19 protein-coding genes are annotated in these 20,439 nt (G+C 73.5%); 12 read left to right on the top strand and 7 right to left on the bottom strand.

All coding sequences use genetic code 11. The annotated features are described in order from the left end of the window. Nucleotides 1-38: 38 nt before the first annotated feature. The gene (locus KME66_RS25755) at nucleotides 39-569 is read right to left on the bottom strand and encodes a carboxymuconolactone decarboxylase family protein (protein ID WP_216326467.1); all 531 of its coding nucleotides are present in this window, start codon (nucleotides 567-569) and stop codon (nucleotides 39-41) included. A gap of 50 nt (nucleotides 570-619) precedes the next feature. Between KME66_RS25755 and KME66_RS25750 the strand changes: the two genes are divergently transcribed. Further along, the gene (locus KME66_RS25750) at nucleotides 620-2,167 is read left to right on the top strand and encodes a PLP-dependent aminotransferase family protein (protein ID WP_216326464.1); all 1,548 of its coding nucleotides are present in this window, start codon (nucleotides 620-622) and stop codon (nucleotides 2,165-2,167) included. On the opposite strand, the gene KME66_RS25745 is transcribed toward KME66_RS25750, so the two are convergent. After that, nucleotides 2,121-3,038: a Gfo/Idh/MocA family protein gene (locus KME66_RS25745; protein ID WP_216326463.1), complete on the bottom strand. Its 918-nt coding sequence runs from the start codon at nucleotides 3,036-3,038 to the stop codon at nucleotides 2,121-2,123. The genes KME66_RS25750 and KME66_RS25745 overlap by 47 nt on opposite strands. Nucleotides 3,039-3,385: 347 nt before the next feature. On the opposite strand from KME66_RS25745, the gene KME66_RS25740 reads away from it, so the two are divergent. The 6 genes from KME66_RS25740 to KME66_RS25715 all read left to right on the top strand — a co-directional run bounded on the left by KME66_RS25740 (nucleotide 3,386) and on the right by KME66_RS25715 (nucleotide 10,362). Beyond that, nucleotides 3,386-4,873: a hypothetical protein gene (locus KME66_RS25740; RefSeq protein ID WP_216326460.1), complete on the top strand. Its 1,488-nt coding sequence runs from the start codon at nucleotides 3,386-3,388 to the stop codon at nucleotides 4,871-4,873. Between the two features lie 64 nt (nucleotides 4,874-4,937). After that, nucleotides 4,938-6,083 (top strand): hypothetical protein, encoded by a 1,146-nt coding sequence (locus KME66_RS25735; RefSeq protein ID WP_216326457.1) that lies wholly within the window; start codon nucleotides 4,938-4,940, stop codon nucleotides 6,081-6,083. Between the two features lie 145 nt (nucleotides 6,084-6,228). Next, nucleotides 6,229-7,263: a glutamine synthetase gene (glnII, locus tag KME66_RS25730; protein ID WP_216326454.1), complete on the top strand. Its 1,035-nt coding sequence runs from the start codon at nucleotides 6,229-6,231 to the stop codon at nucleotides 7,261-7,263. A gap of 345 nt (nucleotides 7,264-7,608) precedes the next feature. Beyond that, entirely contained in the window at nucleotides 7,609-8,283 is a 675-nt protein-coding gene (locus KME66_RS25725) for a winged helix-turn-helix domain-containing protein (RefSeq protein WP_216326451.1), read from the top strand. Between the two features lie 178 nt (nucleotides 8,284-8,461). Beyond that, nucleotides 8,462-9,730 carry a sensor histidine kinase gene (locus KME66_RS25720; protein WP_216326447.1) on the top strand — a complete coding sequence of 423 codons (1,269 nt, stop codon included), beginning with the start codon at nucleotides 8,462-8,464 and terminating at the stop codon, nucleotides 9,728-9,730. After that, nucleotides 9,715-10,362, top strand: a complete 648-nt coding sequence (locus KME66_RS25715; RefSeq protein WP_073218185.1) for a response regulator transcription factor — start codon at nucleotides 9,715-9,717, stop codon at nucleotides 10,360-10,362. Before KME66_RS25720 ends, KME66_RS25715 begins: the two co-directional genes overlap by 16 nt. A gap of 113 nt (nucleotides 10,363-10,475) precedes the next feature. Here the strand turns inward: KME66_RS25715 and KME66_RS25710 are convergent, their stop codons facing one another. Then, nucleotides 10,476-10,970: a MarR family winged helix-turn-helix transcriptional regulator gene (locus KME66_RS25710; RefSeq protein ID WP_216326444.1), complete on the bottom strand. Its 495-nt coding sequence runs from the start codon at nucleotides 10,968-10,970 to the stop codon at nucleotides 10,476-10,478. Between the two features lie 32 nt (nucleotides 10,971-11,002). Between KME66_RS25710 and KME66_RS25705 the strand changes: the two genes are divergently transcribed. Then, nucleotides 11,003-11,548, top strand: a complete 546-nt coding sequence (locus KME66_RS25705; RefSeq protein ID WP_216326441.1) for a carboxymuconolactone decarboxylase family protein — start codon at nucleotides 11,003-11,005, stop codon at nucleotides 11,546-11,548. Nucleotides 11,549-11,623: 75 nt separating this feature from the next. Continuing rightward, a complete protein-coding gene (locus tag KME66_RS25700; protein ID WP_216326439.1) occupies nucleotides 11,624-13,138 on the top strand; it encodes a DUF1996 domain-containing protein in 1,515 nt (504 codons plus the stop codon). Between the two features lie 31 nt (nucleotides 13,139-13,169). Here KME66_RS25700 and KME66_RS25695 read toward each other — a convergent pair whose 3' ends face one another. Further along, a complete protein-coding gene (locus KME66_RS25695) occupies nucleotides 13,170-13,658 on the bottom strand; it encodes a hypothetical protein (protein WP_216326436.1) in 489 nt (162 codons plus the stop codon). A gap of 27 nt (nucleotides 13,659-13,685) precedes the next feature. Continuing rightward, the gene (locus KME66_RS25690) at nucleotides 13,686-14,438 is read right to left on the bottom strand and encodes a class I SAM-dependent methyltransferase (RefSeq protein WP_216326433.1); all 753 of its coding nucleotides are present in this window, start codon (nucleotides 14,436-14,438) and stop codon (nucleotides 13,686-13,688) included. Nucleotides 14,439-14,529: 91 nt separating this feature from the next. Between KME66_RS25690 and KME66_RS25685 the strand changes: the two genes are divergently transcribed. Genes KME66_RS25685 through KME66_RS25675 form a run of 3 tightly spaced genes read left to right on the top strand, consistent with a single transcriptional unit; the run spans nucleotide 14,530 to nucleotide 17,291 of the window. Then, the gene (locus KME66_RS25685; protein ID WP_216326431.1) at nucleotides 14,530-15,435 is read left to right on the top strand and encodes a metal-dependent hydrolase; all 906 of its coding nucleotides are present in this window, start codon (nucleotides 14,530-14,532) and stop codon (nucleotides 15,433-15,435) included. Nucleotides 15,436-15,438: 3 nt separating this feature from the next. Continuing rightward, the gene (locus KME66_RS25680; protein WP_216326428.1) at nucleotides 15,439-16,527 is read left to right on the top strand and encodes a PDR/VanB family oxidoreductase; all 1,089 of its coding nucleotides are present in this window, start codon (nucleotides 15,439-15,441) and stop codon (nucleotides 16,525-16,527) included. 35 nt (nucleotides 16,528-16,562) lie between these two features. After that, nucleotides 16,563-17,291 (top strand): TetR/AcrR family transcriptional regulator, encoded by a 729-nt coding sequence (locus KME66_RS25675; RefSeq protein WP_216326414.1) that lies wholly within the window; start codon nucleotides 16,563-16,565, stop codon nucleotides 17,289-17,291. A gap of 66 nt (nucleotides 17,292-17,357) precedes the next feature. Here the strand turns inward: KME66_RS25675 and KME66_RS25670 are convergent, their stop codons facing one another. Further along, complete coding sequence (locus KME66_RS25670) at nucleotides 17,358-18,062, bottom strand: DUF2470 domain-containing protein (RefSeq protein ID WP_216326411.1); 705 nt, start codon at nucleotides 18,060-18,062, stop codon at nucleotides 17,358-17,360. Nucleotides 18,063-18,320: 258 nt separating this feature from the next. After that, nucleotides 18,321-20,408, bottom strand: a complete 2,088-nt coding sequence (locus KME66_RS25665) for an NB-ARC domain-containing protein (protein WP_216329628.1) — start codon at nucleotides 20,406-20,408, stop codon at nucleotides 18,321-18,323. Nucleotides 20,409-20,439: the final 31 nt, after the last annotated feature.

Raw genomic sequence — 20,439 nt, 5'->3', positions numbered from 1 at the left:
GCCGGCCGACGTGAGCCCGGGGGACGTGCCGTGCAGGCTCAGCGTTCGTCCGTGCCCGCGCGCTTGGCGGTGGACAGGGCGATGCGGTTCCAGGTGTTGATCGTGAGGATCAGGGCCAGCAGGTGGGCCAGCTCCTCCTCGGTGAAACGGGCCGCCGCCCGGTCGTAGACCTCGTCCGGCACGCCCGCGTCGCCGATCCGGGTGACCGCGTCCGTCAGGGCCAGGGCGGACCGTTCCCGGTCCGTGAAGAAGTGGTCCGCCTCCTGCCACACCGCCACCATGTGCAGGCGGTCCTCGCTCTCGCCCGCCTCGCGCGCGTCCGTGGTGTGCATGTGCAGGCAGTACGCGCACCGGTTCAGGTGCGAGGCGCGGATCTGGACCAGTTCGACGAGGGCCGGGTCCAGGCCCTCGCGGGCCGCCGCGTCCAGGCCGATCACCGCCCGGAACGCCTTCGGGGCCGCCTTCGCGAAGTTCAGCCGGGGCGTGGTCGCGGCCGTGGCCGGGTTGGGCCGGACGGTGGTGGCCCCGGCGGTCGTGCGGTCGTTCGTCTTGATCTCCGTCGTCGTCATGGGTACGAATCTAAGGCGACAAGCGACTGGGCGTGGGGTGCACTTCTGTGATGGATTCATGGGTCAATTCGGCGGAGATCCTGGGCAGCGACCTGCCCCTGGAACTCTCCGGCACCGGTAACCGCCGGGCCGTCCTGATGGACGCGCTGCGCGAGGCCGTGCGCAGCGGGCGGCTCGCCCCGGGCACCCGGCTGCCGCCCTACCGTTCCCTCGCCGCCGATCTGGGCCTGGCCCGCAACACCGTCGCCGACGCCTATGCGGAGCTGGTCGCGGAAGGGTGGCTGGCCGCCCGGCAGGGGTCGGGGACCCGGGTCGCCGAGCGGGCCGTTCCGGTGACCCCGGTGCACCGGCCCCGTGCCCCCGAGCGCGCCGCCCGCCCGGTCCACGACCTGGTACAGGGTCAGCCGGACCCGTCGGTCTTCCCGCGCACCGCCTGGCTGGCCTCGGCCCGGCGCGCGCTGGCCGCCGCCCCCGACGACGCGTTCGGGCCCGGTGATCCGCACGGGCGGCCCGAGCTGCGGCGGGCCCTGGCCGGCTATCTCGCCCGGGTGCGCGGGGTGCGGGCCGCGCCGGAGCGCATCGTCCTGTGCTCAGGAGCCGCGCACGGGTTGCGGCTGCTCGCCGAGGTGGTCGGCGGCTCGTGGGCGGCCGAGGAGTACGGGCTGCCGTTCCACCGTGAGCTGCTCGCCTCCCACGGGGTCGGCACCCGGCCGCTCGGCGTGGACGCGGACGGCGCCCGGGTCGACGGGCTCACCCGCCGCGACCGGGCCGTACTCCTCACGCCCGCCCACCAGTTCCCCACCGGCGGGCCGCTGCACCCCGCGCGGCGGGCGGCCGTCGTCGACTGGGCCCGGGCCACCGGCGGGCTCGTCGTCGAGGACGACTACGACGGCGAGTTCCGCTACGACCGGCAGCCCGTGGGGGCCGTGCAGGGGCTCGATCCCGAGCATGTGGTGCTGGTGGGATCGGTGAGCAAGAGTCTTTCGCCCGCTCTGCGGATCGGGTGGATGGTGCTGCCCCAGCGGCTCGTCGCCCCCGTCGTCGCGGCCAAGGGCGAGCGGGAGCAGTTCTCCAGCGCCACCGAGCAACTCACCCTCGCGGACTTCGTGGAGTCGGGCGCGTACGACCGGCAGGTGCGCCGGATGCGCCAGCGCCACCGGCGCCGCCGGGACCAGTTGGTGGCCGCTCTGCAAGCGCGGGCCCCGCACGTCCGGGTCACCGGGATCGCGGCCGGGCTGCACGCGGTGGTGGAGCTGCCGCCCGGCACCGAGCGGTCGGCGGTCCGGGCCGCGGCCCGGCAGGGGCTCGCGGTGGAGGGGCTGGGCGACTATCGGCACCCGGGTGCCGGGCGGGGCCCCGGTGCCCCCGGTACGCCTCGCGCCGGGGCGGTCGGTGGAGTCGGTGCCGCTGGTGGGGCCGGTTCCGTACGCGCTCGTGCCGCCGGTGACACCCTCGTCCCCCAGCGCGACGGGCTGGTCGTCGGGTACGCGACCCCCGCCGAATCCGCCTACCAGGAGGCGCTCGACGCCCTGTGCCGTTCCCTGCCGCCGGTCAGCCCGCCTGTGCCTGCTCCTCCGCGGCCGCCAGCAGCTCCGTGAGGTGGAGGCCGAAGCGCGCGTCGCAGGCGTGCGGCACTCCCGTACGCACCGCTTCGGCCAGGGCGTCCACCGCGCCCCGGAACGCGGTCTCCGCGCCCGCCCAGCCCGGGACCGACGCCGTGCCCCGCTCGCCCCGCAGCTCGATCTCGACGCCCGCCGCGCCGGGCGGGGCGCTCAGCCCGAGGGTCAGGGTGCTGGACGCACCGGAGGTGTGGCGCAGGATCAGGTGCGTGGTGTCGGCCGGTCCCGCGGCGGCCGTCAGGTGCTCGACGTCGCCCAGGACCGGGATCAGCACGGACAGCGCGTGCGGGCCGACGTCCCACAGGCCGCCCTTCTCGCGGCGCCACGGGGAGTCCGCGTACTCGCTGGCCGAACCGGCGGCGTAGAGCGAGCCCAGCCACTGGGCGCGTGCCGTGAACCAGCCGCCCACCGCGGCCTGTTCGGCGATCCAGGCCGAGGTCTCGGGCGCGAACCGCAGCGTGCAGAAGACGACCGAGGCCACCGACGCCTTCTCCGCCGCCTCGGCCACCGCGCGGGCTCCGGCGACCGTCGTGGCGACCGGCTTGTCCATCAGCAGGTGGCAGCCCGCCTCCGCCGCCCGGACCGCGAGCGGGGCCTGGACGTCCGGCGGCAGTGCGAAGGCCACCGCGTCGCTCGCCTCCAGGAGCGCGTCGATGCCCTCGTCGCCCGTGTACGCCCGGGTCCCGTGCACGGCGGCGAGGGCGTGTGCCGCCTCGGCCCTGCGGCCCCACACTCCGCTCAGCTCGACGCCGGGGTGGGCGGCGAGCGCGGGCGCCTGGGTGTTACGGGCCCAGGGGCCGGTGCCGAGGAGGCCGATGCGCAGAAGAGGAGTGGTGTCCGCAGTCGTCATGCGTGCCAGTGTGCCGGGCGCGGCGGCCGGGCGGACAGGGGGCCGGGGGGACCGCATCACGTCAGCTGCCGAAGGGCGCCGGGGCGCGAGCCCACGCAGGGCTCCGGAGGGCGCCGGGGCCCGCGTGACGCCAGGACCCGGAAGACCCCGGGCCCGGCCGACCCCGCCCCGGTCCCCGCGGGGAAGCCGGCCCTGAATCCGGTGGCGCGCGGCCGTCCTCCCCCGTTACGTTTCCCGAGCCGGCCGCGGGACTCCGGTGCGACTTCCGAGACCTGCCTGTGAAGCAATGATTTCGCTGTTCGCGCCCCCATTCCCCGGCCGGCACTCCAGCCACCCGGGGGACGGCCATGAACACACCCGACGACCGCACCGACAGCGCCGCCGGCCTCGTCGCCGCCGAGGACGTGCTCCTGTTCGTGAACGCGGCGATCACCGCGACCGGGCAGCGCGAGTTCCACTCCCGCGCCGTCGGCCAGCAGCTCTCCCTGGACTTCCTCCATACCTACGTACGGGTCAACTACCGCCGGATGTACGCGGCTTCGCTGGCGCTGGACATCAACCACCACAACGCGGCGCTCATCGTGCGCCGACTGCTGGAGACCTCGGACGAGGCGTCCCCCGAGGAGCGGCGGACCGAGGGCCTGCTGATCGCGGCCCGGCTGGCGACGCTGCCGCCGCAGCGCGTCTACCGGCTCTTCGGCGAGCTGCGCCGCGCCAAGGTCAACAACCGCCGCACCCGGGCGATCGTTCGGGACTGGCTGGCGGCCCGGCCGGATCTGGGCCATGACGCGGTGAAGTACCGGGCCGGGCTGAAGACCGTGGCCCGGCATGTCCATCTGCCCTGCCCCGAGGGGGCCGCCCAGCTCGCCGAGGTCGGGGCGTTCCTGTTCCGGCCGGGCCGACTGCCCCGGTACGAGCACGGGATGCTGGACGCCTGGCGGCGCGCCCACTACGAGCAGGGGGCCGTGGCCGAGCTGCCGTTCACCGTGGCGGAGGGGTTCGCCGCCAGGCACGGGATGAAGCGCGAGGTGTTCCTGAAGGGGGCCGCGCCCCGGATGACCCGGCTGGAGCGGCTGCGCGCCCAGGAGCAGCGGGTCGCGGGCGACCGGCGGCCGGACGTCGATCTGACCGGGATGCCGCTGACACGGCTCGCGCTGTACGTGCTGTCGCTCGGCTTCGAGCAGCGCTCCGAGCGCCGGGCAGAGCTGACCGGCGCCCTGCGCGCGGCGGCCCGGCGGGCGGCGGGCGCGCACGCGGGGAGCTGGGGGCGGGTGCACGCGGTGCTGGACGACAGCTTCTCCTCGTCCGGTTCGGGGCAGAAGCGGCGGCGGCCGCTCGCCGTGGCGCTGGCCTGCCACCACCTGCTGGAGGTGCTCGCCGCGCCGGGGGCGTACCGGGGGCTGTGGACCTCGGGGGCGGGTGACGCGCTGCTCGTCCGTCCGTGGGGGCCGACCCCGCTGGGGATGCGGATCCTGGACGCGTTGGAGCCGGGGGCCGACGGGGCCGCTCCGGAGCGGCTGGTGGTCGTCTCGGACGGCTGGGACAACGCTCCGGCGGGCCTGGCGGGCGAGGTGCTGCGGGTGTGGCGGCGCCGGCTGGATCCGGCGCGGCGTACGGCGGTGGTGCACGTCAACCCCGTATACGACGCCGAGGGTTTCGACGTGCGCCGGCTGGCGGCGGGGGTGGCGACGGCCGGGATCCGGGACGCGGAGGATCTGCCCGCCCTGGTGGAGATCGCCCGGTTCGCGGAGGGGCGTACGGGCCCCGCGGAGCTGTACGCGTATCTGGACCGGCAGGTGGCCCGGTTCATCAGCGGAGAGGGCGCGGCCTCGTGAAGCGGACGGAGTCGGCACCGACGACCGCCCGCACCGCGCGGGCGCCCGGAGAGGACGTGACACTGTGAACCGGCTGGAGCTGACCGGACTCACCGCCGGTCCCGCGCAGGTGTGGGGCGGTGTCCGGCTCGTCCCGCTGATCCGCGAGGCGCCGGTGGCGGGGCTGCGGCTGCACCGCGAGGTGTACGAGGGGCTCGGCGCGGGGATCGTCGAGCTGGATCCCCGCTGCCACTACATCTCGTACATCCCGCACGGGCTGGTCGCCGACTGGTCGGGCGAGAAAGACGGCGGCCGGGGCCCGGGGGCGGGCCGGCAGTCGGCCGCGTACGGCACCCAGTTCGGTGGCGGCGACGCGCCCCGGGCCATCCCCCTGCCGCCGGTTCCGCACCACCGGATGGCCAAGCGGCGGTCCGGCGACCGGCTGCGGTTCCTGCCGCTGCACCTGGCGTTGGAGGGGTATCTGGCGCTGCACTTCGGCGGCCCGTCGACGGCCTGGGAGGAGTGGTCGCGCACGGCCCTGCGCGACGGGCTCTCGCCGCGTGCCGAGGACGCGTACCTCGGGCGGTCGGTGCGCGGGCTCGCGGACGCGCTGCGGATCTTCGAGATCCACCCGGGCCAGTGCGGCGTGATGGTGTACGTGTCCGACGCGCTCGCCGCCGCGTGCGTCGTGCCGCACCCGGACGACTACCGCCTGCTGCACGCCTCGCTGGTGGAGGACCTCTACGGGGAGCTGGTGCACCAGTACGCGCTGTACGGGGCTCCGGTGGCCGACACTCCCGTGCGGATCGGGGGCGCGGACCACATCCGGGACCTCGGCGAGCTGCGGTCGGCCGCGCGGGCGCAGGAGCGGGCGTGGGCCGAGGCGCACGGCACCCTGTTCGCGCGGGAGCTGCTGGACACGTCGTACGCGTTCGACCGGGTGTACCGGATGAAGTCCTTCACCCTGTGGCGTTTCCTGCCGCCGTTCGTCCGGGACGGAGGCGGGCAGCACATCGGGGAGACGATCACCGATCACCGGGGGCAGGTCGCCTATCTCAAGACGTTCCGGCTCTCCGACGCGCAGATCCGCCGGGGCCATCTGCTGCGGACGGTGGCCGGGGCCGACTGGGAGCTGGACCGGGCGGCCGCCGCGCTGGGGTCGAGCCGGGAGGAGCTGGTGCGCCGGATACGGGCGGCCGGGTTCTCGGCTCTGCTCAGGAGCAGCCTCTGAGGAAGCGGCCTCCGGTGCCTCCGCCGCCCCGGGAAAACCGCAGGAAACCTCGGTAACACGGGGTTCATGCACGGGCAACGGACGGGAAATCGCCTCTTGCCAAGCTGCGCTGCATAGACCGCTGCACCCGCAAAGGATGGCGTCCGTGACGTTCAAGGCTGAGTACATCTGGATAGACGGCACCGAGCCGACCGCCAAGCTTCGCTCCAAGACGAAGATCATGGACGGCGCGCCGTCGGGAGACGTGGCGGATCTTCCCATCTGGGGATTCGACGGCTCCAGCACCAACCAGGCCGAGGGCCACGCGTCCGACCGGGTGCTGAAGCCCGTCTTCACCTGTCCGGACCCGATCCGCGGCGGCGACGACGTCCTCGTCCTGTGCGAGGTCTTCAACATCGACATGACGCCGCACGAGTCCAACACGCGTGCCGCGCTGCGTCCGGTCGCCGAGCAGTTCGCGGGCCAGGCTCCGGTCTTCGGTATCGAGCAGGAGTACACCTTCTTCGACGGCCACCGGCCGCTCGGTTTCCCCGAGGGCGGTTTCCCGGCCGCGCAGGGCGGTTACTACTGCGGGGTGGGCGCGGACGAGATCTTCGGCCGCGAGATCGTGGAGAAGCACCTCGACAACTGCCTCGCGGCGGGGCTCGGGATCTCCGGCATCAACGCCGAGGTGATGCCCGGCCAGTGGGAGTTCCAGGTGGGTCCGCTGTCCCCGCTGGAGGTATCCGACCAGCTGTGGGTGGCCCGTTGGCTGCTCTACCGCACCGCCGAGGACTTCAACGTCTCCGCGACGCTGGACCCGAAGCCGGTCAAGGGCGACTGGAACGGCGCCGGCGCGCACACCAACTTCTCCACCAGGGCGATGCGCGAGGGCTACGACGCGATCATCACCGCGTGCGAGTCGCTGGGTGAGGGCTCCAAGCCGATGGACCACGTGAAGAACTACGGCGCGGGCATCGACGACCGCCTCACCGGTCTGCACGAGACCGCCCCGTGGAACGAGTACAGCTACGGCGTCTCCAACCGCGGCGCCTCGGTCCGCATCCCGTGGCAGGTCGAGCAGGACCGCAAGGGGTACATCGAGGACCGCCGGCCGAACGCCAACGTCGACCCGTACGTCGTCACGCGGCTGATCGTCGACACCTGCTGCACCGCGCTGGAGAAGGCCGACCAGGTCTGATCCCGACGCCGCGTCTGTACGGAGGGGCCCGCCGGAGCACCGGCGGGCCCCTTCCGGGTCCTGGGGCAGGAACGTGACGCCTCGGGACGTATCGAGGGGCGAGAGGAGTCTGACGCACCGTCGCGATGTCTGCTTCAATGGGAGGCATGGCCAGCTTCCAGAACATCGCGTCGGGTCGCAGCGACCTCGAACCGTTCTGGCCTTCCCGTCAGCACCATGATTTCGACCGGGTGTGTTGCCGCGCGTGGATCGCGCGGGCCCACTGAAGCCGCTCACCCCGGCCCTCGGTCCGCGCGCACGACGTACGTCCGTCCCTGACGACTCCTCGCGCGAAAGAGCTGACCCATGGCGAACACCCGTACCTTCTCCGCCGCATCCGCCGCCACCGCGGCGTCCCCGGCGCCCGCTGCGGCCCGTCCCACCGCCCGCTCCGTCCCCGCCCGTTCCCTGCCCTCCCCCACTCCCCCTCACCCGAACCGGCACCGGCTGCGCGCGGTCGACCGCGACGATGTCGCGGCCCCGGCCGACGTGGCACACCTCCTCCCGCCCGGGGCCACCCTGCTGCCCGCCCCGCCGCACACTCTGCCCTCGCTGCCCGGCCGGCCGCCGATGATCGGTTATCTGGTGCTCGTGCCGGCCGACCAGGCGTCCGCGCCGGCGGGGGCCGCCGCCGGGGCCCCGCCCGGCACGGGCTCCGGCACCCCTGCTCCCGCCGGTGCCGGTGCCGAGAGGGGGGCGGCGGGTCCGGTCCGGATCGACGCCGACCGGCGTACGGCCTCCGTCGACGGCGTCGCCCTCGATCTCACGTATCTGGAGTTCGAGTTGCTGGCCCATCTGGTCGCGCATCCGCACCGGGTCCACACCCGCGACCAGTTGGTGACGACGGTGTGGGGCTACGGCCATGTGGGCGACGGGCGCACCGTGGACGTCCATGTCGCCCGGCTGCGCCGCAAGTTGGGCGCGGAGCACCGGCGTTCCATCCAGACGGTCCGCCGGGTCGGCTACAAGTACGCGCCCTGACCGGCCGGTCCGCCCCCGTCGTCGGCCCCGGTCGTAGAGGCGCAGGAGGCGGATGCGGGGTGGTGCCAGGTACACCCCCTTCGGGTGGCGGACCGGCTGCCGCGGCGGGGCCGGCCCGGGTGAGACTGGCATCCGGACCGGGGATCGGCCCGGCCCGGGTGAGGGGAGAGAGATCGCGATGAAGGTGTTCTCGGGGCGGCTGGGGCCGTCGGCACTGGCGGCGGGGCGGGGGCTGTTCCTGTCCGTGGCCGGTCTCGCGGTGTCCATCACCCTGTTCGTGCTCGCGGTGCTCTCGATCTCGTTCATCCTGCTGGGCGTCGGCGTGTTCACCACCCCGGTGGTGCTGGCGGCGGTGCGCAAGCACGCCAACCAGCGGCGGCTGTGGGCGATGACCTGGTCGGACGTGCGGATTCCGGTCCCGTACCGGCCCTTCCCGAAGGACCTGCGGCCGGGTGTCACCGGCCAGGTGGAGCGCACCACGCTGATGCTGAAGGATCCGGCGACCTGGCGGGATCTGCAGTGGCTGCTGATGGACATGACGGCCGGGACGGTGTTGGCGGTCCTGGCGGCGGGCCTGATGATCTACCCGGTGGAGGGGCTCGTCCTGGCGGCGGGGCTGTGGCGGGTGTTCCAGGACGATCCGTACTGGTACGGATTCGTGCCGGTGGACAGCCAGGCGACGGGCATCGCGGCCCTGGCGCTGGGGGTGGTGCTCTTCCACCTGGGGAAGCGGGCCTCACGACCGCTGCTGCGGGCGCACTTCCTGCTGGCCCGTACGGTCCTGGCCCCGGTCCGGGGCGAGGAGCTGGCGCAGCGCGTCGAGCGGCTGACCGAGACCCGGCACGAGGCCGTGGACACCGCCGCCGCCGAACTGCGCCGTATCGAGAGGGACCTGCACGACGGGGCGCAGGCCCGGCTGGTCGCGATGGGCATGAACCTGGGCACGATCGAGGCGCTGATCGAGAAGGACCCGGCCCAGGCGAAGAGACTGCTGGCGACGGCCCGGGAGTCGTCGGCGGAGGCACTCACCGAACTGCGCGACCTGGTCCGGGGCATCCATCCGCCGGTCCTCGCGGAGCGGGGGCTCGGCGACGCGGTCCGGGCGCTGGCGCTGCGGTTGCCGGTCGCCTCCGAGGTGACGGTGGAGCTCCCGGGCCGGGCGGAGGCCCCGGTGGAGTCGGCGGCGTACTTCGCGGTCAGCGAGGCCCTGACGAACACGGTGAAGCACGCGGAGGCGGAGCGGGTGTACGTGGATCTGCACCATGCGGAGGGGATGCTGCGGATCTCCGTGACGGACGACGGCCGGGGCGGTGCGGCGGTGGGACCGGGCTCGGGTCTGAGCGGAGTCGAGCGGCGACTGGGTACATTCGACGGCGTCCTGGCCGTCAGCAGTCCCCCGGGCGGTCCCACCCTGGTGACCATGGAGATCCCTTGCGCGTTGTCCTAGCCGAAGATCTCTTCCTGCTGCGCGACGGCCTGGTGCGCATGCTGGAGGCGTACGACTTCGAGATCGCCGCGGCTGTGGAGACCGGGCCCGAACTGAGCAAGGCTCTGGCGGAGTTGGAACCGGACGTCGCCGTCGTCGACGTCCGGCTGCCGCCGTCGCACACGGACGAGGGGCTCCAGTGCGCGCTGGCCGCCCGCCGGGCCCGGCCGGGGCTTCCGGTGCTGGTGCTCTCGCAGCACGTGGAGCAGCTGTACGCACGGGAGTTGCTGGCGGACGGCAACGGCGGGGTGGGCTATCTGCTGAAGGACCGGGTCTTCGACGCGGACCAGTTCATCGACGCGGTACGGCGGGTGGCGGCGGGCGGTACGGCGATGGATCCGCAGGTCATCTCCCAGCTGCTGTCGCGCCGTTCGCAGGACCGGCCGATCGGCGGCCTCACGCCGCGCGAGCGGGAGGTGATGGAGCTGGTGGCACAGGGCAGGTCGAACGCGGCCATCGCCGCGCAGCTGGTCATCACGGAACGGGCGGTCGCCAAGCACACGTCGAACATCTTCGGGAAGCTGGACCTGCCCCCGTCGGACGACGACAACCGCCGGGTGCTGGCGGTGCTCGCGTATCTGGACCGCGGCTGAGGGCCGCTACGCGCGGGCGGCCCCCGGCTCCGCGGCACGGGGCCGGCCCACGGCCCCCCCGCACGGGGCCGGGCTGACGGATCCGCCGCACGGGGCCGGGCTCCCGGCCCTGTTCAGCCCGTGAACCAGCCCGCCGCGTCCAGCCGGAACGCGCCGCCCGGGGCCATCGTGCGGAGGTCCTGCTCCAGGGCGTCCAGCCGGTCCTCGCCCAGCGTCCGGGCCCAGTCCGCCCGCAGCCGGTCGAAGCCCTCGGCGGACCGGACCAGCAGGTCGACGCCGTACGGGGTGAGGCGGATCAGGGTGCGCCGGCCGTCGGCGGGGTCCGCGGCGCGCTCCACGTAACCGAGGGCCTCCAGCTTCTCGACGGTCTTCCCGGCCGCCTGCTTCGAGACCCCGAGGCGCCGCCCGATCTCACTGATGGCCGCGCCGTCGCGCCCCACCGCCTGGAGGGCGAAGCCGTACGCGGGCCGGGCCTCGGGGTGTCCGTGCTCGGCGAGGTCCCGGTGCAGGGCGTCGATGACCGAGCGGAAGCCGGCGAAGAGCAGCAGCGGCAGCTCGAAGCCGTTGCGGTGTTCGACAACCTGGTTTACCTTTTTTTCGTCAACCATGTTGTCGACCCTATCCTTGTGCGAGGTTCGCCATGCCCTTTGCCGATCTCACCCCTGAAACCGCCCCACCCGCATCACGGCGCGCCATGGAGGCCGTGACGGAGCGTCTCGGCTACCGGCCCGCCGCCGTCGCCCGGCTCGCCGCCTCGCCCCACGCCCTCGACGGCTTCCTGAAGATCAGCGCGATCTTCGAGGCCTGCACGCTGGACGCACTCTCCCGCGAGATCGTCGTCATGACGATGGCCACCCGCAACGACTGCCACGTCTGCGTGGCGATGCACACCGCGAAACTGACCGCCCTGCACGCCGACCCGGCACTGATCGCCGCCCTGCGGCACGGCACGGAGGCCCCGCTGCCGGATGAACATCTGGACGCCGTACGCCGTTTCGCCCTGGCGGTGCTCGCCTCGGCGGGTGCGGTCGACGACGCGGACCTGCGGGACTTCCTCTCGTACGGCTACACCGGGCAGAACGCCCTCGAAGTGGTGCTGGGCATCGGCGCGTACACCCTGTCAACCCTGGCCAACCGGCTCACAGGAGCCCCGGTGGACGAGCAACTAGCCGCATTTGCAGCCTAGTCGGGGGACGATGAACGAGCCGGGCTCCGCGTCCGTATGGGACGTCACGCTTCTCCCTCGAAGCAGAGGAGTCCCATGCGACGCACATCGCGCAAGAAACGTTCCACGCTGGCCAACCGGGCCATCGCCGCCTCCGCAGCCCTGATCCTGGGGGGAGGCGGGCTGGTCGCGGTCAATGTCTACGCCTCCGCGGGAGAAGGACCGTCCGGTTCTTCTCCGCCCACCCGCACGCAGAACGCGGGCCGCCAGCTGTCCACCATCGACTGTCCCGAAGCCGTCGACGGACTGCCCGAGGTGCCGGACGAGGCGCGCCGGGAGGTCGACCGCGAACTCGCGGCGATGGACACCCAGATCACCGAGGCCTACCGGCAGTTCGCGGACCGGAAGGAGGAGATGGCCCGGGATCCCGGGCTGGCGGAGAACGCCCTGCTCGGCCCGTTGCGCAGCAAGCGGGCGGCGAGCCTCGACCGCATCGGCATCGCGATCGGGCGCGTGGGCGAGCGGCCTGCGGGGCTGGAGAGCCTCGCCGGGTGCAGCCTGCGCTCCGACGACAGCCGCGGCGCAGGCGGCGACGGCCCCGGTGACGGGAACGGTGGTCGCGGCGGCGGTCAGGACGACGGCCGCAGCGACGGTGACAACGGCCGGGACCAGGGCCAGGATCCCGGCCGGGGCGAAGGCCCCGGACAGGACGAGGGCCAGGGCGGCAACGGGCCCGTGGCCGCCGATTTCGTCGACATCCGGTCCGTCCAGCCCAACGTGGACCGGCCCCGCAAGCGCCGCGGGGCGTCCCGGGGGACCTTCACCACCGACTGCGGCCGCAATGAGAACGGGAAGTTCAACCCGGACAACGTCATCGTCGCGCCCGGCGTGAGCAACGGCGCGCACCATATGCACGATTACATCGGCAACCAGGCCAACGACGCCTTCGCGAGCGACGACGATCTGGCGAACGGCGCGACCACCTGCCGTAACCAGGGCGACCGGTCGACCTACTACTGGCCGGTCCTGCGTCTGCAGAACGGGCAGAACGAGGACGACGTGGACGCGGACGGCGGCGGCCGGGACCAGAACGTCGGCGAGATCCAGACCCCGTCCCAGGTGACGCTGAAGTTCGTCGGCTCGCCTGTCGGCAGAGTCACCGCGATGCCGCGCTTCCTGCGGATCATCACCGGGGACGCGAAGGCGTTCACCAACGGCGACGCCAATGCCAACGCCTCGTGGAGCTGCACCGGATTCGAGGACCGCCAGGTGAAGGACAAGTATCCGATCTGCCCCGAGGGCAGTCAGGTCGTGCGGACGTTCGCCTTCCAGAGCTGCTGGGACGGGCAGAACACCGACAGCGCCAACCACCGCACCCATGTGGCGTTCGCGCGGGACGACGGGCGGTGCCCGCGAGGATTCCGGGCGGTGCCGCAGTTGGTGCAGCGCATCGTCTACGACGTTCCGCCGGGGCCCGGCTTCGCCGTGGACTCCTTCCCCGAGCAGTTGCACAAGCCGGTCACCGATCACGGTGACTTCATCAACGTCTTCGACGACCGGCTGATGAAGAAGATGGTGCGGTGCATCAACGACGGCCGCCGCTGCCGCTGACGCGGCGCGCGGCCCCCGTGTACCTGCGCGGTCAGCTCGTGCTGTGACCGGAGTGCCCGTCCTCGCTCCCCCCTCCGCCACTGTTCCCCGAGTGGTGAGGCGAGGCGGTCTCCACTGTCCCGCCGAGCCGGCCGCGCAGCGCCGCGACCACGTCCGGTTCGCCGACGGCCACCCAGCGCCGCCCGACGAGGTACGAACCTCCGTAGTCCTTGGCCTCGTTGATCCACTCCCGCTGCCCGCGGTCGGTGGCGAAGGTGGTGAGGACGTAACGGCCTTCATCGGTCGTGCAGTTGGCCTGGCGGAGCTCGGCGGCGTCGGTCTGTACGTTCGGGTCGCAGCCGGCCTGCTGCGCCAGCTCCTCCAGCGTGCCCGTCGCGGCCGGCTTCGGCGTGGGCCGCGGCCGGCCGCCGTGGTCGTCGGCCGGTTCCGTGCTGCACCCGGCCAGGAGCAGACATCCCACCAGGACCACCGCCGTTGCTGCGACGCGCCGCGCGCCTCGCCCTTCCGGTTCTGTCGCCATCGGCCCATCCTGCACCCGGAAGCGGTGCTACGGGTGGGCTGTGGCAAGACTCACGAGATACGCCTCCTCGACCTGGCCGTCCGGGAACAGGTCGGCCAGCAGGGCTCGTTCGCGGTCGAAGAAGTCGCGGACCGCCGCCGGGTCGCCGATCAGGAAGTCGGAGTGGGTGGCCATGTTGGCGATATGCGCGTCCAGCGGTACGCGGCGGCTCCACGCCACCTGCCGGGTGCGGAAGCCGAGCCCGTCGGGCAGTGCGGCCCGGAAGCGGCCCCGGCGGTTCGGGACGGCCGGGACCTCCGCCCCGAAGAAGACCCGCATCCGGTTCTCCTGGTCGACCAGCCACTCCACGGACGGGTCGCCGTCGTTCCACCACAGGGCGAGCGCCCCGCCGGGCCTCAGCACCCGCCGGGCCTCGGGGACCGAGCGGGCGGGGTCGGTCCAGTGCCAGGACTGGGCGTACGTGATCAGGTCCATCGAACCGGTCCGCAGGGGCAGGCTGTTCCCGTCACCCCGGACCACGGGCACATCCGGCAGGCTGCGGGCGAACTGCTCGGCCATGCCGTCGCCCGGTTCCACCGCGGTGACCCGGGCCCCGCGCTCGTACAGCCGGGCCGTGCCGAGTCCGGTGCCCGCTCCGACGTCCGCGACCCGGGCTCCGGCGAGCTCCACCCCGGCCAGCTCCTCGACGGCGTCGAACAGGGCGGGCGGGTAGGAGGGGCGGTGGGCGTCGTAGGCGGCGGCGATGGCGTCGAAGGACCGGGCCTGCACGGGTTTCGTCATACGGCGATCATCGCGTGACGCCTCACGGAGTCGCAGGGAAAATCCCTGCACGCCTCTGGTCCGCCCGCATACCCGTCAGTACATTGACAGCATGTCTAACACGCAGCCAGCGGCGGTCGCGTCGGAGCGGACGCCCCTCAAGGCCCGCAGGGTGTCCTTCGCCTGGGAGAAGACCCCCCTGCACTGGGTGCCGGGCGACCCGTTCACCACGCACACCATCAACGTGCTCCATCTCCTGCTCCCCGCCGGGGAACGCTGGTTCATCCACGTCTACCGGCAGATCCTCCCGTACATCCACGACGACCAGCTCCGCGAGGACGTCATCGGGTTCATCGGGCAGGAGGCCGTGCACTCGCAGGCGCACGACGATGTGCTGCCGCACCTGCGGGAGCTGGGCCTCGATCCGACCCCGTACACCGCACAGGTCGACTGGTTCTTCGAGAAGCTGCTCGGGGACCGGACGCTGCCGCCGGGGCGGGCGTCGAAGTGGTGGCTGATGGAGCGGGTGGCGACGATCGCGGCGATCGAGCACTACACCGCCTTCCTCGGCGACTGGATCCTCAACGCCGAGGCCCTGGACCGCCGGGGCGCGGATCCGACGATGCTGGACCTGCTGCGCTGGCACGGGGCGGAGGAGGTGGAGCACCGGTCGGTGGCCTTCGACGTCTTCATGCATGTGGACGGCGGCTACCGGCGGCGTGTGCGCACCTGGGCGGCGGCGTTCTCCGCGCTGGTGTTCCTCTGGCAGCGCGGCACCCGGTTCTTCATGGAGAACGACCCCACGCTGCTGGACGGCAAGGCCTCCTTCACGGCGTTCCACGCGAGCGGGAAGCAGGGCACGCTGCCGAGCACGGGCGCGATCCTGCGTTCCGTCCCCAGCTACCTCAGCCGGTCCTACCACCCCTCGCACGAGGGCAGTACGGCCCAGGCAGTGGAGTATCTGACCCGCTCCCCCGCCGCCCTCGCCGCCGAGGCCGCCACGGCGAAGGGGGCCTGACCCATGGCGCTGCCCCGTCTCCGTACCGTCGTGCTGGTCTCCGGTGCGGCCCTGCTCACCCGGCGCGCCCTGAAACGCCGGATCGCCCGGTCCCCGCTCTGGCCGCTGCCCGCCCTGCCCGAGCCGGTCTCGGGCCACTCGAAGCGTCGCGCGACGGCGGTCCGCAGGCTGCTGGTCACCGGGCGGACCGAGGTCGCCGAAGGGGTCGTCCAGCTCCGGCTGGAGGGGCCCGGCCTGCCGCCCTGGTCACCCGGCGCCCATCTGGACCTGGTGCTGCCGTCCGGGCTGGTGCGGCAGTACTCGCTGTGCGGCGACCCGGAGGACTCCGGCGCGTACACGGTGGCGACCCGGCTGGTGGCGGACGGCCGGGGCGGTTCGCGGGAGGTGCACGAACAGCTCCAGGAGGGCCTGGAGGTGGAGGTGCGCGGGCCGCGCAACCGCTTCCCGCTGACCGAGGCTCCGGCCTACGTCTTCGTCGTCGGCGGCATCGGCATCACTCCGGTACTGCCGATGCTCCGGGTCCTGGCCGCGTCGGGGGCCGAGTGGCGGCTGCTGTACGGGGGCCGGTCGCGGGCGTCGATGCCGTTCCTGGAAGAGGTCGAGAAGCTGGGCGCGGACGGGGACCGGGTCACGGTCGTCGCCCAGGACGAGGCGGGTCACCCGGACGTGGCCGGGGCGCTGGCCGGCCTCCCCCCGGGGACGGCGGTCTACTGCTGCGGCCCCGAGCCCCTGATGGCCGCCGCCACCGCCGCGCTGCCGGAAGGCTGCACGCTGCACCTGGAGCGGTTCTCGGCGGCGACGGGCGGTACGGGGGGCTCCGGCGAAGGCTCCGAGGCGTTCGAGGTGGAGCTGCGCCGCAGCGGGCGCACGGTGCCGGTCGCGGCCGGGCAGTCGGTGCTGGCCGCCGTCCGCGCGGAGCTGCCCCACGTGGCGTACTCCTGCGAGCAGGGGTTCTGCGGGACCTGCCAACAGCGTGTGCTGGAGGGCGAGATCGACCACCGGGACGAGCTGCTGACCGATGACGAGCGGGGCGACTCGATGCTGATCTGCGTCTCGCGGTGCCGGGGCGGGCGTCTCGTCCTGGACCTCTAGGGTCTCCTCGTGCGCACCCCGGATAGGCTGTCCGCATGACGACCGGGGTGCGGCGCAGGATGGGCGTCGACGAGCGCAGACAGCAACTGATCGGCGTCGCGCTGGACTTGTTCAGCCGCCGCTCGCCCGAGGATGTGTCGATCGACGAGATCGCCGCCGCGGCGGGGATCTCGCGTCCGCTGGTGTACCACTACTTCCCCGGGAAGCAGAGCCTGTACGAGGCGGCACTGCGGCGGGCCGCCGACGAGCTGGCGGCGCGTTTCCTGGAGCCGCTCGAAGGGCCCCTGGGGGCACGGCTGTTGCGGGTGATGGGGCGGTTCTTCGACTTCGTCGACGAGCACGGCCCCGGTTTCTCGGCGCTGATGCGCGGCGGGCCCGCGGCCGGCTCCTCGCAGGCGAACGCCATGATCGACGGGGTGCGGCAGGCCGCGTACGAGCAGATCATCACGCACCTCGGGGTGAGCGGGCCGCCCGCCCGGCTGGAGCTGGTGGTCCGCTCCTGGGTGTCGCTCGCCGAGTCGACGGCGTTGATCTGGCTGGACGGGCGGCGCATTCCGCGCGAGGAGCTGGAGTTGCAGCTGGTGCACGACTTCGCCGCGCTGGCCGCCGTCAGCGCGGCGTACAACCGGGAGATGGCGGGCATCGTGCTGCGGGTGCTGTCCCAGGAGCCGGCGGACGGCCCGTTCGGGGACCTGCTGGCCCGGCTCTCGGCGTTCGCCCCGGACGTGCCCGCGGTACCGGCCCAGCGGCTGCCGAACCCGTAGGGCGACTCGCCCCGCTCCCACCTGAACCGTGGAACGGCTCCCCGGTCCAGCGGCCGCGGAACCCGCTCAGGCGGGCAGGCCGTTGCGGTGCGAGACGCGGCGGGCGGCCGCCAGCAGGGCGTGGATCTGCGGGCCCGCCTGGTCGATCTCGGTGACCGGGCGGGGGAACGGCAGCCGGACGTCCTCGTGCGCGTCCGGGTATTCGAGCCGCAGGGTCACCCCGTACCGGTCCATCGCCAGCGGCACGGCCCGGGTCATGCCCCGCTCCGGGCGGGGGTGGACCAGGCGCAGGAGCAGCGGGACCAGCTCGGCGTGGTCGTCCACCAGGTGGGTGAGCATGCCCGCCTCGCAGGCGGCGATCGGGTCGGTCTCCGCCTCCTCCAGCTCCTCCAGGGTGACGAAGGTGCGCCCCTCGGCGTCCTCCAGGACGGCCTGGCCGAACTCCATGCAGGTGGACCGCTCGGTGTCGGTGCTGTAGGGGGAGGGCAGCAGCCCGGTGACCGTGACGCGGGCGCGCAGCCGGTCGCGTACGGGGGTGGCGGCGATGTCCGTGAACTCCAGGCGGGCCGGGACGCGTTCGGCGCCCGGCGCGTGGTGGCCGTCGTGGGGGGCGTGCAGGTGGATGTGGCCCATCGCGCCCGTGCCGTCGAGGCGGCGGACTTCGGTGTGCAGCCCGTCGCTGACCACCGTCATGGAGTGGGCGACGGTCAGGATCGACCGGACACGCTCGGCGCGGGTCGGCTGCGTGGCGCGGGGGCGGGAAAAACGCATCCGAGTTCTCCAGGGAGGGTCAGCGGAACCCAAGCAGCTACTTAGGTATGCCTAACCTTACTAGGTGCTGGCGGATGCGGATAGCCCGGGGAACCGGACGGCGCTCGCGCCCTGGTCCGAGCCGGCGCTCGGTACGCGGGACGGCGCTCGGGCTCGGTGCCGGGGGGTGGTCAGAGCTGGAGCTCCGTACGCGGGGCGGCGCTCCGAGCTGGAGTCCGGCGCGGGGGCGCTCCGAGCCGGAGCTCGGTGCGGGGATGCTCAGAGCTGGAGCTCGGTGCGCAGGGCGGCGGCCAGACCGACCTCCGCGTTGTCCGACTGGCCGCGCTCGAAGGCCCGCTGGTACGCCTCGTCGCCGATGGCCGCCCGCGCCTGGAGTTCGCACCGCTCGCGGACCGGGCCCAGCTCGGGCGTGCCGCGCTGGGGGTGGCCGACCATCCGCCAGTACGCGTGTCCGGTGCCGTAGACCCGGGCGGCCTGGGCGCCCGCGCCCTGGGCGGCGATGGCGGCGGCCAGCAGGTCCAGCCCCAGGGCGATGCCGAAGCTGTCGCGGAGCCGGTGCTTGCCCGCGAGCATCGCCCGCGCGTGCGTGGCGGAGGCCTCCGGGCGGCCCTGGAGCAGGGCGATCAGCGCGAGCTGGTAGTCCGCGTAGGAGCGGGTCCAGAACTCGCCGCCGCGTTCACAGGCTTGGCGCAACGCGGTGGCGGCCGCCTCCGATTCGCCGAGCCGGCCGAGCGCGGTGAGGGCGAAGACGGTGACGAGGCGGCAGCGCAGCCGGTGGCCGGAGTCCACGGGTACGTCCTCGGTCATCCGCAGGACCCGCTCCGCCGCCTCCAGGGCCGCCCCGGGGTCCCCGGTCATCAGCTGGGTGATGCCGGAGAGGTAGGCGGCGCCGAGCATGCCCTCGTCGTCCTGGTCGTACAGGGCGGTGGCCGTGCAGAGCGCCCCGTACTTCTCGGCCGTCGCGAAGTCGCTCTGGAGCAGGGCCGCCACGCCGAGGACCCACTGGAGTCTGGTCCGGTGCGGCCCGTCGACGGGACCCGCGTCCAGGGCCCGCTGGGCGTAGGTGCGGGCCTCCGAGAGGTGCCCGCAGCAGGCCCAGAAGAAGCCGACCCGGCCCGCCATCTCCTGGGCTCCTTCGACGTCGTGGGCGAGCAGGTGCTCCAGGGCCACGCACAGGTCGAGGTGGGTGTCGGACACCCTGTGGTACCAGGACACCTGGTCCGGACCGGTCCAGCCCTCGTGGGCGCGGCGGGCGAGGCCGAGGAAGCTCCTCGCGTGCCGGTCGGCGGCGGCGCGGGCCTCGCCCAGCTCGGCGAGCCACATCCGGCCGTACTCGCGCAGGGTGTCGAGCATGCGGTAGCGGTCGCCGTCGCGCTGGACGACGGACTGGGCGACGAGTCCCTGGAGCGCCTGGTCCACCCCTTCGGGAGTCAGCGGACCCCCGGCGCAGACCTCTCGGGCGACCTCCGCGTCGAAGTCGGTGCGCAGCGGGGTGAGCCGGGCCCACAGGAGGCGTTCGAGGGGGGTGCACAGCTCGTGGGACCAGCCGATGGCGGTGCGCAGGGTGCGGTGGCGCCGGGGCCAGACGGTCTCGTCGGCCAGGAGGTCGAGACGGGAGGCGCCGGGGGTGCGGGCGGGGCCGCCCGGGGCGTCGAAACGGGTGCCGATCCGGCCGGCGAGCTGGGCGACGCTGTACCGGCCGATGCCCGCGGCGGCCAGCTCGATGGCCAGCGGGATGCCGTCGAGGCGGCGGCAGATCTCGGCGGCGGCCGCCTCGTCCCCGGGGGCGTCGAGGCCGGCCCGGGGGTCGGCGGCGCGCAGCCGGTCGGCGAAGAGCTGGAGGGCGTCGGGTGCGCCGTCGACCGGGAGCGGCGGCACCTCGACGACGTCCTCGCCGTGGGTGCCGAGCGGCTGCCTGCTGGTGACCAGGACGGTCAGGCCCGCCGAGGTGGTCAGGATCTCGGCCAGCAGGTGGGAACAGGGCCCGCGGAGGTGTTCGGCGGAGTCGAGGACCAGCAGGAGGCGCTTGTCGGCGAGCCATTCGCAGAGCGCCTCGACGGGCGTCCGCAGGGTGTGGTCGGCGAGCCCGACCGCGTCGGAGACGGTGGGGAGCAGCAGCCGGTCGTCGTGGAGCGGGGAGAGATCGGCCCACCAGGCGCCGTCCGGATAGCGGTCCGCGACCGCGCGGGCGGCGCGGAGCGCGAGCCGGGTCTTGCCGACCCCGCCGGGGCCGATCAGGGTGGTCATCCGCCGGGTGGTCAACGCGGTGTGCAGCCGCGCCAGTTCGGCTCGCCTCCCGACGAAGCTGCTCGTCTCCTCGGGGAGGTGTCCCACCTTGGTCATCATCACCGTCCGCACGCTGGGGCAGGGGGCGTCG

This window comes from Streptomyces sp. YPW6, assembly GCF_018866325.1.
Classification (GTDB): Bacteria; Actinomycetota; Actinomycetes; order Streptomycetales; family Streptomycetaceae; genus Streptomyces.
The sequence above is the reverse complement of the archived record's forward strand: the minus strand, read 5'-3'. Positions and strand labels throughout refer to the sequence as shown.